We start from the raw sequence: 15,295 nt of genomic DNA on the forward strand, positions 1-15,295 counted from the left end.
TCTTCAAGCTAGGTTTTTTATAACTTTTAGCGTATAATTTGCCGCCCAAATTTTTTAACCCTTTATTAGATTAATAGGAGCCAGACATGGCCTTAGAACGTACTTTCTCTATCGTAAAACCTGATGCCGTAGCCAAGAACCACATCGGTGCTATCTACAGCCGTTTCGAATCTGCAGGTTTACGCATTGTTGCTGCTAAGATGTTACACTTAAGCCAAGAACAGGCTGAAGGTTTCTACGCTGAGCACAAAGAGCGTCCATTCTTCAATGCATTAGTTTCTTTCATGACATCTGGCCCAGTAATGGTTCAAGTGTTAGAAGGTGAAGATGCCGTTCGTAAAAACCGTGAAATCATGGGTGCGACTAACCCGAAAGATGCTTTCGCGGGTACTTTACGTGCAGATTTCGCTGCTAGCATCGACGAGAATGCGGTACACGGTTCTGACGCTGCTGCTTCTGCTGCACGTGAAATCGCTTACTTTTTCACTGAAGCTGAGCTGTGCAGCCGCACACGTTAATTTTCAGCGTTTAGTGAACAAACAAAGGGGGCGCGAGCCCCTTTTGTGCATTAATGCCCTCACTGCGGTGAGCATGACGACAATAGCGTAAGTTATTGTTCTGAAAAGATAGTTATATTGGTTAGCAGGAGTATCCTGGAATGAGTAGCTCATCCACTTTAGTTAATTTGTTAGATCTTACCCGATCGCAGATGCAGGAATTTTTTGTCACGCTTGGCGAAAAACCGTTTCGTGCCGATCAGGTAATGAAGTGGATATACCATTACTGTGTCGATGATTTCGACAAGATGACCAACATTAACAAAAAGCTGCGCGATGTTTTAAAAACGCGCTGCGAAATTAAAGCCCCGGTCGTGGCGACGCGGCAAGATAGCGCCGATGGCACCATCAAGTTTGTAATGGCCTTAGAGGGTGGTCAAGAAGTTGAAACCGTTTGGATCCCAGAAAAAGATCGCCGTACACTTTGTGTTTCTTCACAGGTGGGTTGTGCGCTGGATTGTTCATTTTGCTCTACAGCGCAGCAAGGGTTTAACCGTAATTTATCTGTCTCAGAAATCATCGGTCAGGTTTGGCGTGTTTGCCAAATTATCGGCAGCTATGGCGATACGGGTGTAAAACCCGTTACCAATGTGGTGATGATGGGCATGGGCGAGCCATTATTAAATTTGAATAACGTTGTGCCTGCGATGGAACTGATGATGGAAGACTTCGGTTTTGGTTTATCTAAACGTCGTGTCACTTTAAGCACTTCGGGTGTTGTGCCCGCGTTAGATTTATTGCGTGAGCGCATTGATGTCGCTTTGGCTATTTCGTTACATGCCCCCAATAATGCTTTACGGGATCAGTTGGTTCCAGTCAATAAAAAGTACCCCATGGAAGAGTTTTTAGCGGCTTCGCGCCGTTATGTTGCGCAATCAAAAGCCAATGATAAAGTTACCGTAGAGTACGTTATGCTTGATGGCATCAACGACAGCATGGAGCAAGCGCATGAACTGGCTAATGCTTTAAAAGAAACGCCTGCTAAGATTAACTTAATTCCATTTAATCCTTACCCTGGATCGCCTTATAAGCGTTCGAGCAATTCTAGGATTGATCGTTTTAACAAGGTCTTACAAGAACATGGTTTTACTGTTATGGTACGTAAAACCCGAGGCGATGATATTGATGCGGCATGCGGGCAGCTGGTTGGTGATGTTATCGACCGAACTAAACGTTTAATGAAAAAGCAGCAAAAAGGTGAGTCAATCACAATAAAAGAGCTGCAATAACAAAAGGGAACGCCAGTGGTAATGCAGAGATTTCCTGTTGTCACCGCGCTTACGGCATTGTTAATACTCTCAGGATGTGTTTCTGAGAGCACTTATGTTGCGAATGAGCGCCAGGTTAGCCAGCGCAGTGTGGATAACACCGAAGCGGCTAGAACCCGAATTTCGCTAGGTTTAAACTATTTGCGTCGTGGCGATACGACGCAAGCGCTTTATAATCTTGAGCGTGCCAAAACGATGGCACCTAATTTGCCAGAAGTGTTTAACGCCCTGGCTTATTATTACCAAACGGTGGGGGAGCATACTCAGGCTGAAAACGCCTACAAGCAAGCCATTGCTAAAGATTCAAACAATGCGGATGCTTACAATAACTATGGTGCATTTTTATGCCAAATAGGAAAGTACGTCGAGGCTGAACAGCTATTGTTATCGGCCATTTCCAAGCCCGGTTATATCCGCGTGGCGGAAAGTTACGAAAATTTAGCCCTGTGTCAGTTAGAACAAAACGGTTTTGAACAAGCCCGAACCTATTTAGGGTTTTCTATCTCACACAATGGCACGCGGATAAGTGCATTAATCAACAGTGCTTCGGTTAACTATGCCATGGGCAACTTAATTGATGCCAAAGCCGATTTGCAGCGTATTCAACGTTTAGGCCGTGTCTCTGCGCGCAGCACCTTATTAAATTATTTGGTGTCTGAAAAGCAGGGTGATATGGCAACCATGCGCCATGCCGAGCAGCTATTGCTGACACTGTATATTGATACGGCTGAAGCCAAATTGCTGTTACAGCAACGTACATTGGATAGCGAGTTTGAGCAGTTGCGTGAACGCTACAAGCAAAAACTTCTGGCTAGCATTCAACCTGTGGTTACTGATACACCTGCCGCCAAACAACAGCGGCAACCGGTTGCTAACCCGCAGTTGCGGATACGACGCAAATCGACCGAAGCCGAGCCGGTTAACGATACGCCTGTAGCGAATACGCCTGCTGCTGCGCTAAGCCATAACCCTACACCGCCCACTGCGGCGGTAACTCGTCAGCCAGAGCCGACGCATTCGGTGGCGGATATTGCTAACAGCTTTAGTGCGCAACAAACCAAGCCGGCTGAACTTCCACCGGCTTTACCGGTTGAGCATGTGCTGTTAAATGACAAAACCGTGAATGCTGCCCACAATACATCGGCTGCTACAGCTGAAGAACTCAGTGCTCAAGCTGCGCTCATCACGCAAAACGAGCCCAGCAACAAGACCACAACATCGCGCAGCGATTCGGCGCTGCAAGCAACAAAACTGGAAAGCGCCGTTACTGCGCAACCAAGGTTAAACCCTGCTACAGCCACCAGCGCTGCTCCTGAAGCGCAGCTTACTGCTGTGTCTAATACTCCCACGGCGAGCTCCCAACAAACGGCGCAAGAGCCGTCAGCGGTTACGCCTGCGCTTGAGACCAAGGCGGCATTAGAAACATTAACAACAGCAGCTGTGGATAGCGCTGCGCCAAGCATGATGTCAACTGAACCAGCCGCCGCGCTGACCGTTCAGCCTGATCCTTTAACGAAACAAACCGTGGTGGATACTGCAGAGCCCGCTGTTACAGCGAATTTACCTGCCGCTGATCCTGTCGCGTCAGTGCAACCTATCTCTTCTGCACAGCTCACCATAACCATGCCACAAAGCAATAACGAGCTTATTGCTGATATCAGTGATGTGCCTTTTCATAAAGTCGCCGAGGGCGAATCACTTCACAGCATCTCGATAAATTACAATATTTTATTAACCCGCCTGCAAGAGTGGAACGCCTTAACGCCAACCTCTAAATTGCGGGTAGGACAAAAAATCTGGTTAGCTCCGAGTGATGCCCCGCCAGATTCGGGTGCACCGCCAGTGCGATTGGCCAATGCGCAGCCAGTCGATGAATATTTTCATCTGGTTGCTGAAGGTGACACTATGTTTGCTATTTCGTACCGCTATAATATTCGTTTAGAGCGGTTCATGGCCTGGAATGCGTTAACGGAACAAAGCCGTTTAACCATCGGGCAAAAACTTTACATTGTGGATCCGGCATCAATTAATCATGACTAATGACGAACAACTTGAAGCGAGCTCAGCACCTGAATTGACGGTCGGTCAGATCTTACGGCAAACACGTGAGAAGCGCGGCTTATCTTTAAAGGATGTAGCACAACAGCTAAATTTAAAAGCCGAAGTGTTGCAATGCATAGAAGCCGATGAACCTGATAAAAACATCCTGCCGACCTTTATGCGTGGTTATGTTCGTGCCTATGCGCGGTATTTAAAATTACCTGAGTTGCCGCTACTAAAACAGTTTGAACAGGCGCACCATGTCAATAGTGCACCGGTGAAAACCATGAAAACCTTTTCTAATCGGCAGGCCAAGCAGCAAACTGAAGCTCGCTTTATGTGGCTGACTTATTTGATTGCCGCTATTTTACTGGCCTCGTTAGCCATTTGGTTTTGGCAGGGCTCGCGTGATTTTGTCACAAGCGATAGCCTACCGACCAGCAGCACAACGCCTGCACTGACAGAATCGAGCGGGACTATTCCACTTACGCAAACCGCATCACAGCCTAGCAGCTGGGAGTCACCACCAGCGGCCAATAACGCAGCAGATAACAGCAATGAGCCAGAAAGCTTAGTAAGCGAGTCGGTAACGCAAAGCGATTCGTCTGCATTACCCAGCAGTGTGCCCATGGTTGAGCTGGCAGCGCCCATTACCGACACGCTGCTTGCCCCAGAAAACAACGAACTGGCCACAGAGTCTTTTGGTGACAGTAACGACAGTGGTTTAGATCGGTTAAAAATGACGTTTGCCGAAAACTGCTGGATTGATGTTGTGGATGCCAGTGGTGAGCGAGTTGCTTATGGCACCAAGCAAGCTGGCTACATTATGGAACTGAATGCCAAGGCACCGTTTGTGATTACCTTAGGCAATCCCAGCGTGGTCGCCATCGAATTAAACCAACAGCCTTATGATATGTCGAAATATCCTGGAGGCCGTGTTGCCAAATTTACTTTGTCAGGACAGAACGAATAATGTTTGCAGAAAATCCGATTAAACGTCGGCAATCTACTCAAATTAAAGTAGGAAATGTATTAATTGGCGGTGATGCGCCAATCGCCGTACAATCAATGACCAATACTCGCACTACGGATGTTGACGCGACCGTGGCACAAATTCGCGCCATTGCAGCTGCTGGTGCTGATTTAGTGCGTGTTTCAGTGCCAACCATGGAAGCTGCCGAAGCCTTTAAGCTGATTAAACAGCAATCGCCAGTACCTTTAGTTGCCGATATACATTTTGATTATCGAATCGCTTTAAAAGTGGCTGAGTATGGTGTTGATTGTTTGCGCATTAATCCGGGTAACATTGGTAAAGAAGATCGTATTCGCGCGGTGGTCGATGCCGCTAAAGATTACAATATTCCCATCCGTATTGGTGTGAATGGCGGTTCATTAGAAGCGGATATTCAAGAGAAATACCGTGAGCCGACGCCCGAAGCGCTAGTAGAATCAGCCATGCGGCATGTCGATATTCTGGATCGCTTTAACTTCGACAATTTTAAAGTCAGCGTAAAAGCCTCCGACGTGTTCTTAGCCGTCGGCGCTTATCGTTTACTGGCAAAGCAAATTAAACAACCACTGCATTTAGGCATTACCGAAGCAGGTGGCGCAAGAGCCGGCGCAGTTAAATCGGCCATTGGTTTAGGAATGTTATTGGCAGAAGGTATCGGCGATACACTGCGCATTTCATTAGCGGCCGATCCGGTTGAAGAAGTTAAAGTGGCGTTTGATATTTTGAAATCGCTGCGGATCCGTTCACGTGGTGTTAATTTTATTGCCTGCCCTAGTTGTTCACGCCAAGAATTCGACGTGATTAAAACCATGAACGAGTTAGAGCAACGTTTAGAAGATATTGTTGATCCTTTAACGGTGTCCGTGATTGGTTGTGTCGTCAATGGCCCGGGTGAAGCGTTAATTTCAGATCTGGGTGTGGCCGGCGCCAATCGTAAAAGTGGCTTTTATATCAACGGCGAGCGGCAAAAGCTGCGGTTGGATAACGGGCAAATTGCTGAACAACTCGAGTTTCAAGTACGGCAGTATTTGCAACAACGTATCGCAGTAAAACAACTCTAAGAGTAGGATGCTTGGTGTTTTGCGGCGCAGGCTCTATAATCCCTGCTTTTGCAGACACCTTAGCGGTGCTCTTTGCGTAATAGTTAAACGGAAGCATTATTTTGGCTAAGCAAATTCAGGCAATTCGTGGCATGAACGATTGCCTGCCGCAGGATTCTGGTCTGTGGCAATATGTAGAACAAGTCCTTCGCGACACCGCGGCTAGCTATGGTTACAGTGAAATTCGCTTTCCCATTGTGGAGATGACCGAGCTGTTTAAACGCTCTATTGGCGAAGTCACCGATATCGTTGAAAAAGAAATGTACAGTTTCAACGATCGCAATGGCGACAGCTTAACCTTACGACCAGAAGGCACTGCCTGCTGTGTGCGTGCGGGTAATGAGCACGGCTTACTGTATAACCAAGAACAACGCCTGTGGTACACCGGCCCGATGTTTCGTCATGAACGGCCGCAAAAAGGCCGTTATCGCCAATTTCACCAATTTGGCTTAGAAGCTTTTGGTATTGGCAGTGCTGATATTGATGCAGAAGTGATCATCTTAAGTGCGCGTTTATGGCAAAAGCTGGGTTTAACCCCTTATGTGAGCTTAGAGCTGAACTCATTAGGCTCGAATGAAGCGCGCGCGGCCTATCGTGATACTTTGGTAGCCTATTTGGAACAGCATAAAGATCTGCTGGACGAAGACAGCTTGCGTCGTTTGTACAGCAACCCTTTACGGGTGCTGGACAGCAAAAACCCGGCCATGGCCGAGATGCTGGCCGCCGCACCAAAGCTAGCCGATCATTTAGATGCAGAGTCAACAGCGCATTTTAATCAATTACAAGCACGCTTAACCGCGGCGGGCATTAGTTTTACCATTAATCCACGCCTTGTGCGCGGCTTAGACTATTACAATCGTACCGTGTTTGAGTGGGTAACCACAGAGCTGGGTTCGCAAGGTACCGTGTGTGCCGGTGGTCGTTACGATGGTTTAGTCGAACAGCTTGGCGGCAAACCTACGCCGGCCGTTGGTTTTGCTTTAGGTTTAGAGCGCTTGATTTTATTACTGCAAACATTAGAGTTAGCGCCAGTATTAGCCCCAACCGCAGATATTTATCTGATGGCAATGGGTGAGTCTGCGGAACTTGCAGCTGTTAGCGTTGCCGAAAGGCTGCGTAGCGATTTGCCGACCAAACGTGTTATCTTGCACTGCGGTGGCGGCAATCTAAAAAAACAATTTAAAAGGGCTGATAAATCAGGTGCCGAATTAGCACTGATTTTAGGCGATGAAGAACTGGCCCGTGGCGAAATCACCTTAAAATGGTTACGTCAGGATCAGCCACAACAAACCTTGAAACTGAGCGAATTGGCTCAGCATCTGGCCTGAGAGCATAATGGAGTAGTTAGGTGGAAATTTACACAGACGAAGAACAACAGGTTGAAGCCCTCAAACGGTTTTGGAATGAATATGGCAAAGCTATTTTTGGTGGTGTAATTATTGGTGTAGCTGCCTTATATGGCTGGCGCTTTTATCAGGCTGAACAGCGAGCTAGCGCCGAAGCCTTATCTAACAGTTATGCTCAACTGGTGCAAAAGCAAGCCAGTGAGGATGATTTCTTAGCAGAAGCGCAAACTTTTATTAGCGAGCAAGGTAATAATAATTATGCCGTGTTCGCGGCGTTATTAGCGGCGAAAGATGCGGTGACCGCTGAGAATTTTGCCGAAGCGATTAAGCAGTTAAGCTGGGTACAGCAAAACAGCAAAGACGCTAGCGTTAAGGCGATTGCTCAGTTACGGTTAGCTCGTGTACAACGTCAAACAGGTGACTATACCGGCGCTTTAGCAACCTTAGAGCAAGCTGTACCATCCAGTTTTGTTGGGCAACAAGCAGAGCTGAAAGGCGATGTGTTACAAGCAACGGGTGATTTAGTCGCGGCGAAAGCGGCTTATCAAGTCGCCTTTAGCAATGCCGGCCAAAATACGCAATTATTGCAGATTAAACTTGATGAGCTGGCGCACATCACTGCTGCGAACTAAGGGGCCGATATGAAATTTGCCTTAAAACATGCGGCGTTGGCGTTGATTTCGCTAACGTTGATTGCTTGTTCTAGCAAAGATAAATTAGTACTGCCCGATATCGAAAATCGCATTAGCCCCAAGAAAGTGTGGTCGATGCAAGTCGGTGACGGCGTTGGCCATTACGAATCAGGCTTAAAGCCACTGATTTTAGATGACAAAGTGTTTATGGCCAGCCGTGAAGGCATCGTGGTGGCAGCAGATCTAGCCACAGGCAAACGCTTATGGACCTTTGATCTACGCCAAGACGCGCAAGTGTCTGCTTGGCAAAAATTAAATTTAAGCTGGTCTGAAGGTAATGCCCGCATTGCTGGTGGTATTAGCCAAGGTTACGGCAAGCTTTTTTTAGGTACTGAAAATGGCGAAGTGGTTGCGCTTGATGCGGTTACGGGCAGTTTAGTTTGGCGTGCGCAAGTGCCGGGTGAAGTGTTAGTGAGTCCTGCGGTCGGCGATGGCTTTGTGGTAGTTAAATTAGGTACCGGTACGCTTTTGGCATTAAACCCAGATGATGGCGAGCAGCGTTGGGTGTTTGAAAACGAACAGCCTCCTTTAACGATCCGCGGTGTCAGCGAGCCGGTTATTGAAAGCGGCGGCGTTATTTACGGTAATGCGAATGGTCGTATCGGCGTATTGTTAGTGGATCGTGGTTTCCAAGCTTGGGAAGAAACGGTTGCGACACCAAAAGGCAGTACCGACTTATCACGTTTGGTCGATGTCGATGCTAAGCCGTTAGTCGTTGGGGGGACAGTTTACACTATCGCCTTTAACGGTGAGTTATTTGCACTAGATCTGCGTTCGGGTCAGCAATCTTGGAAGCGCGATTATGCCAGTTTCCGCAATATGGCGATCAGCGGTTCAGTGATTTATCTGGTCGATTCTGAAGGTCGTATTTATGCGGTCGATCGTCGTAATGGGTCGGAGATCTGGAGTCAAACCGGTTTACATAAACACTTTTTAACTGGCCCTACCGTGTATAAAGACTACCTGGTTATCGGCGATAGCAAAGGTAATTTGCATTGGTTTGATCGCAACACTGGTGACTTTGTTGCCAGACAAAGCTTTGATGATTCGGGCTTTTATCGTGAAGCTGTTGCCAATAATGACTATATAGTCGTCACAACTCGTGATGGTGAGCTAGTATTATTACAAACGCCTTAAACTGCGTATTAATCTACTTAACAGAAAACAGGCCTAAACTGAGGCCTGTTTTCTTATTTTTGAGGTTGACTAAATGTTACCTGTAGTTGCCCTGGTTGGGCGCGCCAATGTTGGCAAATCAACACTGTTTAACCGTTTAACCCGCACCCGCGATGCGCTTGTTGCTGACTTTCCGGGATTAACACGTGATCGCAAATATGGCTCGGTCAACTTCGAAGGCATGGAGTTTATTGTGGTGGATACCGGTGGTATCGACGGCAATGAGCACGGCATTGAAGTCGAAATGGCTGATCAATCGTTAAAAGCCATTGCTGAAGCCGATGTTGTGCTGTTTCTTGTCGATGCACGCGCCGGTTCAACGGTGGGCGATCAAGCGATTGCGGCTCATATTCGGCGGGTGGAAAAGCCCGTCTTTTTGGTTGCCAATAAAACCGATGGTCTAGACGCAGATACCGCCGTTGCCGACTTTTACAGTTTGGGCATAGGCGAGGTTTATCCCATAGCTGCTGCACATGGCCGAGGTGTTTCTTCCTTGTTGCAACATGCCTTATTGCCGTTCTTGCAACAACAAAAAGACGAAACGGCTAGCGAAGATTCTGTGATCAGTGATTACACGGATGTCTCTGAAGAGGACGCTGCCGCAGAAGCGGCCAGACTGCGCTCTGAACATATCAAGTTAGCCATTGTTGGCCGGCCTAATGTGGGTAAATCGACACTGACCAACCGTATTCTGGGTGAAGAGCGGGTAGTGGTGTTCGATATGCCGGGTACCACCCGTGACTCAGTGTATATTCCGATGCAGCGTAATGAGCGTGATTACACCTTGATTGACACTGCGGGTGTTCGTCGTCGTGGCAAGATTGATGATATGGTCGAGAAGTTCTCGGTTGTTAAAACATTGCAAGCGATTGAAGATGCCAACGTGGTCATTTTGGTATTGGATGCTCGTTTAGGCATTTCAGATCAAGATTTGAGTATCTTGGGCTTCGTATTGAATGCCGGGCGTTCCTTAGTGTTAGCGGTTAACAAATGGGATGGCTTAAACGACGGTGTGAAAGACGAAATTAAACGCGAGTTAGATCGTCGCCTTGGTTTTATCGACTTTGCCCGCTTACATTTTATTTCGGCTCTGCATGGTTCTGGCGTGGGTAATCTATTCGACTCGGTTGAAGAAGCCTTTGATTCTGCCACGAAACGCGTAAGTACCTCGTTATTAACCCGCATCATGAAAATGGCGCAAGAAGATCACCAGCCACCGATGGTGCACGGTCGTCGCGTTAAATTGAAATATGCGCATGCCGGTGGTTATAACCCACCGATTATTGTTATTCACGGCAACCAAGTAAAAGATTTACCGGACTCGTATAAGCGTTATTTGATGAATTACTACCGAAAAGCGCTGCAAATGATGGGTACGCCAGTGCGTATAGAATTCCGTGAGGGTGAGAACCCCTATACACCCACTAAGAAAAATACTGAGACTGCGCTGCAAAAGTATAAGCGTGAGCGCTTAATGAAAGCCCGTCAAAAAGTGGCTAAAAAAGATTAACAGCAAGGACTAACAGATGAAATTCCGTTTTCCGGTTATTGTAATAGACGAAGATTTCCGCTCAGAAAATATTTCAGGTTCGGGTATTCGTGATCTCGCCCAAGCGATTGGTGGCCATGGTTTTGAAGTAGTGGGTTACACCAGCTATGTTGATTTAACCGCTTTTGCCCAACAAGCGAGCCGCGCATCTTGTTTTATTTTGTCGATTGATGACGAAGAGTTTGGCAGTGGCAGCAACGATGATGTGAATAAAGCGCTGATTGAGCTGCGTGCTTTTGTTAAAGAAGTACGTAAGCGCAATGCCGATATTCCGATTTTTTTGTACGGTGAAACCCGTACCAGTCGGCATATACCGAATGATATTTTGCGCGAGCTACATGGTTTTATTCATATGTTCGAAGATACGCCTGAGTTTGTTGCGCGGCATATTATTCGTGAAGCTCGTAAATATTTAGACGCCTTAGCGCCACCATTTTTCAATGCGCTGATGGATTATGCCCAAGACAGTTCATACTCATGGCACTGCCCAGGTCATTCTGGTGGCGTGGCATTCTTAAAAAGCCCGGTGGGCCAAATGTTCCACCAATTCTTTGGTGAAAACATGCTTCGGGCTGATGTGTGTAACTCGGTAGATGAATTAGGCCAACTGCTTGATCACACTGGGCCTGTGGCCGAAAGTGAAGCGAATGCGGCGCGTATCTTTAATGCCGATCATTTGTTCTTTGTCACAAACGGGACCTCCACCTCGAATAAGATGGTGTGGCACTCTGTGGTGGCACCCGGTGATATCGTGGTGGTTGACCGTAACTGCCATAAATCGATTTTACACTCGATCATTATGACCGGTGCTATTCCGGTGTTTTTAATGCCCACCCGTAACCATTACGGCATTATTGGGCCTATTCCGAAAAGTGAGTTTTCGCCCGAAGCCATTGCCAAAAAGATTGAAGCCAATCCGTTTGCTCGCAATGCCAAGAACAAAAAGCCGCGTATTTTAACCATTACTCAAAGTACCTATGACGGTATTTTGTATAACGTGGAAGAAATTAAGCAAGAGCTGGGCTCAACAATCGACACCTTGCACTTTGATGAAGCGTGGTTACCGCATGCCAGTTTCCATGAGTTTTATCATGAAATGCATGCTATTGGTAAAGATCGACCGCGCTCGGAAGAAACGCTGGTATTTGCTACGCAATCTACCCATAAATTGTTAGCTGGTTTATCTCAAGCTTCGCAAATTTTGGTACAAAATGCCGAAAAGCGTAATTTAGATACCCACCGCTTTAATGAATCTTATTTGATGCACAGCTCGACCAGCCCGCAATATGCCATTATTGCTAGCTGTGACGTGGCAGCGGCGATGATGGAAGCACCAGGCGGCACGGCGCTGGTGGAGGAGTCGTTGTTGGAAGCCATCGATTTTCGTCGGGCGATGCGCAAAGTCGATGACGAATTTGGCGATGATGATTGGTGGTTTAAAGTATGGGGCCCCGATATTCTGCCAGACGAAGGCATTGGCCATCGCGAAAAGTGGGTGTTACATGCCACCGATAGCTGGCACGGTTTTGGTGATATCGAGTCAGGCTTTAATATGCTGGACCCCATCAAAGCCACTATCATCACACCGGGTATGAACTTGCATGGCCAGTTTGATGAAACCGGGATCCCGGCGGCGATTGTCAGTAAATACTTGTCTGAGCACGGTATTATTATCGAGAAAACCGGTCTGTATTCGTTCTTTATTATGTTTACCATTGGTATTACCAAAGGTCGTTGGAACTCGATGGTCACCGAGTTACAGCAGTTTAAAGACGATTACGACCAAAACTTGCCGTTATGGCGCGTCATGCCAGAGTTTGCGGGTAAGAACAAGCGTTATGAAAAAGTCGGTTTACGCGATCTGTGTCAACGCATTCATAATATGTATCGCAAGTATGACGTGGCCAAAGTGACTACTGAAATGTACTTGTCACAAATTGATACTGCCATGACACCCGCCGATGCTTGGGCGAAAATGGCTCACCGTGAAATTGAGCGGGTATCGATTGATGAAATCGAAGGGCGGGTAACGGCCATGTTAGTGACGCCATATCCACCAGGTATTCCACTGATGGTGCCAGGCGAGCGTTTCAATAAAACCATTATCAACTACCTGAAGTTTACCCGTGCGTTCAATGGCGAGTTCCCCGGTTTTGAAACCGACGTGCACGGTTTAGTGCGTGAGTTGGTCGACGGTGAAGTGAAGTACTTTATTGATGTGGTAAAAGAAGCTTAACCAAAACCGCTATTATGTTATTTAAATGAAAGGTCGCCTAGTGCGACCTTTTTTATGCGTTTAATTTAAACTCGCAGGCTTATGTTAATACATGGTATCTCACGCTAGCAGGTTTAACAGTTCTCGCTCTATCGCAAATACATGCTCATCATGTTCACCCAACTCGCGTAGCGCAGCGGCCAGCTGCAGTAAATACTCGCTATTCGGGCCACTTGGGCCAGCACTTACCGCAATATGTGCCGCAATGGCCGCATCACTGTCTGGGCCTAGATAAGCTTCATTATCGGCGCTGGCTAAATATACCAAGCCCGCCGTTTGGCCGGGCTCATCTTGCCAATGTAATTCAGTAAAAAAGCGCAGATAACCATTCTTCTCACGATGGTCTAAGTGAGTAAAAGTTTGAGGTGTCACCTGATAGGCCATGCCGGCACAGCGTTCACCAGGGGCTTCTATCAGGGTTAAGACACGACCAGGTGCCTCTGGTGTACCACGATGATCATGTGAGCCTTGCCAAAAACGGCGCTGCCAGCCATAAATACAGGCAGGCTTGCGCTGTAGATAAGGAAAATCCGCCTTATAAATCAATGAGCCATAGCCAAACAGCCACACCGAGTCGAGGTGATCAAGTGGTTGGCGTTGCTGATTTAAAGCGATGGTATTGTGTGACATAGCACTCCGTACAGCTGAAATTAAAAATGTTCTTAATCATTAATCGTAACAATTCGCCGCTCATAAAACGATAATGAGTATTTGAGAATATCACAAAGCAGCCTGTTTCGAGTTTTTGCCAGAAAGTCGTTTTGGGATTTTACCCTGAAATAAAATGGATTCTGAGTGAAAAATAAGTAAATTTGTTTAATTATTTTGTTTTTTAAGGTTGCCATTTTGAGTTTTGAGGCCTAATGTTTAATCAGGTTTTTTATTGATAAGGATTGAAGATGAAGAATTTTAATAAGAATTTATTCTTAACCGGCTTAGTGGTTTTGCCTTTTTTGTTTCCTTTACAAGTGCATTCAAATACTCAGGTTTCAACTCACTTACTGTGTAGCGATGATCAGTGTGAAAGTGAAATTGTTAAACTACATAAAATGGCGCGTCACAATAACTACCCTGCAATGACCTTACTCAGTATGATCTACGCGACAGGCGACGGCCGTGAGGTTGATCACAAAAAAGCGTTAAGCTACTTAGAGCGTGCAGCGGCGAGTCAACACCCGATGGCCGTGTTTACCTTATCGGAATGGTATCGAGAAGGGTTTGTTGTAGAACAAAATTTAGCACAAGCTGATGCATTATTAGCGCAAGCGGTATCACTTGGACACGTGTCTGCACAGTACAAAAAGACTTTATTGTTATTACAGCAGGCTGATGCCGCCAATGCCGATGAAGCCAACGTTTTTGCAGATGAAGCTATCACCTTATTACAACAAGCCAGTGACCAGCGTTCCGTTGAAGCGATGTTTTTGCTAGCGAGGTTGAAACAGCAAGGTCTCTTTACCCAACTTGATTTAGAAGGCGCGGCTCAACTTTTTAAACGCCTAATGATATCGGGCCATGAAGCCTCTAGACCTTTTTTACAAGAAACGATTGCCATGCTTGCAACGAAACCCGACACCACAGGGTTAGTGGCCGATTTACAGCAAGCTTATGCAGTAGAGGTGATTAAGGTATCAACCAATGACCACAATCCCGATTCCATATTATCCGATGTGATTGCGCAACTTCAGCGTAAAGGTGTTTACTCTAAAGGCAGTGCATCAATGGTGACTACCGCTTGTGGTGTGAGTTTTAGCTGTAATGCTTTTGCCGCAGAAATGGGGCCCAAGTTAACTAATCAAGTTATAACCGGTGAACCGAAGCGTTAACGTTTTTGCCGTTGGCGAGGTACTTTCTTTTGCGTCGCCAAAAGAAAGTACCTAAAGAAAATGCGACCACTTCCGCTCGAAAGCCCGGCTGCTCCTGCTATAGCCCAAGGCGAAAACGTTACTCGTGCGGCGCAGCAACGCCGCACTCAAACATCCGTTAAGACCTTGACCAAGGATGTACAGTCGGCTCGCCGCAGAGGGGGGAAACCTTTGAGGTCAGATACCAATCTTTTCGCAAGGGTTGCCCGGCTTGTAAACTAATGGGATTAACAGCAATAAACTGTCATGGCTTTTGAAAAACATTTGGGTGGAGCTGAACGAGTTAACAGCGAAGTCAACGTTGGCTAAGGACGTCTTTTTCAGGGATGAAAAAGAGGAGCGTACAGGGACGTATTTACCGCGTGCTCCAGCCGACGATTTACGCAGCGTTTAACGTTTTGTAAGCTTCAAACTT

At 46.8% G+C, this 15,295-nt stretch carries 12 protein-coding genes; 11 read left to right on the forward strand and 1 reads right to left on the reverse strand.

The window, feature by feature from the left end; all coding sequences use genetic code 11:
- Positions 1-86: 86 nt before the first annotated feature.
- From ndk to JAO78_RS09460, 10 genes are all read left to right on the forward strand, one after another.
- A complete protein-coding gene (gene ndk / locus JAO78_RS09415; protein WP_226751093.1) occupies positions 87-518 on the forward strand; it encodes a nucleoside-diphosphate kinase in 432 nt (143 codons plus the stop codon).
- Positions 519-658: 140 nt separating this feature from the next.
- Entirely contained in the window at positions 659-1,786 is a 1,128-nt protein-coding gene (gene rlmN, locus JAO78_RS09420; RefSeq protein ID WP_226751094.1) for a dual-specificity RNA methyltransferase RlmN, read from the forward strand.
- Between the two features lie 21 nt (positions 1,787-1,807).
- Complete coding sequence (gene pilW, locus JAO78_RS09425; protein WP_226751095.1) at positions 1,808-3,865, forward strand: type IV pilus biogenesis/stability protein PilW; 2,058 nt, start codon at positions 1,808-1,810, stop codon at positions 3,863-3,865.
- A complete protein-coding gene (locus tag JAO78_RS09430) occupies positions 3,858-4,838 on the forward strand; it encodes a RodZ domain-containing protein (protein WP_226751096.1) in 981 nt (326 codons plus the stop codon). The genes pilW and JAO78_RS09430 overlap by 8 nt, the downstream gene beginning before the upstream one ends.
- Positions 4,838-5,938 carry a flavodoxin-dependent (E)-4-hydroxy-3-methylbut-2-enyl-diphosphate synthase gene (gene ispG, locus JAO78_RS09435; protein WP_226751097.1) on the forward strand — a complete coding sequence of 367 codons (1,101 nt, stop codon included), beginning with the start codon at positions 4,838-4,840 and terminating at the stop codon, positions 5,936-5,938. The genes JAO78_RS09430 and ispG overlap by 1 nt, the downstream gene beginning before the upstream one ends.
- A gap of 101 nt (positions 5,939-6,039) precedes the next feature.
- Entirely contained in the window at positions 6,040-7,305 is a 1,266-nt protein-coding gene (gene hisS, locus JAO78_RS09440) for a histidine--tRNA ligase (RefSeq protein WP_226751098.1), read from the forward strand.
- Between the two features lie 20 nt (positions 7,306-7,325).
- Entirely contained in the window at positions 7,326-7,955 is a 630-nt protein-coding gene (locus JAO78_RS09445) for a YfgM family protein (protein ID WP_226751099.1), read from the forward strand.
- Positions 7,956-7,964: 9 nt separating this feature from the next.
- Entirely contained in the window at positions 7,965-9,152 is a 1,188-nt protein-coding gene (bamB, locus tag JAO78_RS09450; RefSeq protein WP_226751100.1) for an outer membrane protein assembly factor BamB, read from the forward strand.
- 73 nt (positions 9,153-9,225) lie between these two features.
- On the forward strand, positions 9,226-10,701 hold the full coding sequence (der, locus tag JAO78_RS09455; protein ID WP_226751101.1) for a ribosome biogenesis GTPase Der: 1,476 nt from the start codon (positions 9,226-9,228) through the stop codon (positions 10,699-10,701).
- Positions 10,702-10,717: 16 nt separating this feature from the next.
- On the forward strand, positions 10,718-12,976 hold the full coding sequence (locus tag JAO78_RS09460) for an arginine/lysine/ornithine decarboxylase (protein ID WP_226751102.1): 2,259 nt from the start codon (positions 10,718-10,720) through the stop codon (positions 12,974-12,976).
- A gap of 99 nt (positions 12,977-13,075) precedes the next feature.
- Here JAO78_RS09460 and JAO78_RS09465 read toward each other — a convergent pair whose 3' ends face one another.
- Positions 13,076-13,645 (reverse strand): gamma-glutamylcyclotransferase, encoded by a 570-nt coding sequence (locus tag JAO78_RS09465; protein ID WP_226751103.1) that lies wholly within the window; start codon positions 13,643-13,645, stop codon positions 13,076-13,078.
- Between the two features lie 269 nt (positions 13,646-13,914).
- Here JAO78_RS09465 and JAO78_RS09470 point away from each other — a divergent pair, with 269 nt between their 5' ends.
- Positions 13,915-14,841 carry a tetratricopeptide repeat protein gene (locus tag JAO78_RS09470; protein ID WP_226751104.1) on the forward strand — a complete coding sequence of 309 codons (927 nt, stop codon included), beginning with the start codon at positions 13,915-13,917 and terminating at the stop codon, positions 14,839-14,841.
- Positions 14,842-15,295: the final 454 nt, after the last annotated feature.

The sequence above is a fragment of the Alishewanella maricola genome (genome assembly GCF_016343785.1).
Taxonomy (GTDB): domain Bacteria; phylum Pseudomonadota; class Gammaproteobacteria; order Enterobacterales; family Alteromonadaceae; genus Alishewanella; species Alishewanella maricola.

Bases quoted from the DNA above. Each gene is read 5' to 3' on its own strand.
- pilW (WP_226751095.1), top strand. From the start codon at position 1,808: ATGCAGAGATTTCCTGTTGTCACCGCGCTTACGGCATTGTTAATACTC.
- der (WP_226751101.1), top strand. From the start codon at position 9,226: ATGTTACCTGTAGTTGCCCTGGTTGGGCGCGCCAATGTTGGCAAATCA.
- JAO78_RS09465 (WP_226751103.1), bottom strand. From the start codon at position 13,645: ATGTCACACAATACCATCGCTTTAAATCAGCAACGCCAACCACTTGAT.
- JAO78_RS09470 (WP_226751104.1), top strand. From the start codon at position 13,915: ATGAAGAATTTTAATAAGAATTTATTCTTAACCGGCTTAGTGGTTTTG.
- rlmN (WP_226751094.1), top strand. From the start codon at position 659: ATGAGTAGCTCATCCACTTTAGTTAATTTGTTAGATCTTACCCGATCG.
- JAO78_RS09430 (WP_226751096.1), top strand. From the start codon at position 3,858: ATGACTAATGACGAACAACTTGAAGCGAGCTCAGCACCTGAATTGACG.
- JAO78_RS09460 (WP_226751102.1), top strand. From the start codon at position 10,718: ATGAAATTCCGTTTTCCGGTTATTGTAATAGACGAAGATTTCCGCTCA.
- ndk (WP_226751093.1), top strand. From the start codon at position 87: ATGGCCTTAGAACGTACTTTCTCTATCGTAAAACCTGATGCCGTAGCC.
- bamB (WP_226751100.1), top strand. From the start codon at position 7,965: ATGAAATTTGCCTTAAAACATGCGGCGTTGGCGTTGATTTCGCTAACG.
- ispG (WP_226751097.1), top strand. From the start codon at position 4,838: ATGTTTGCAGAAAATCCGATTAAACGTCGGCAATCTACTCAAATTAAA.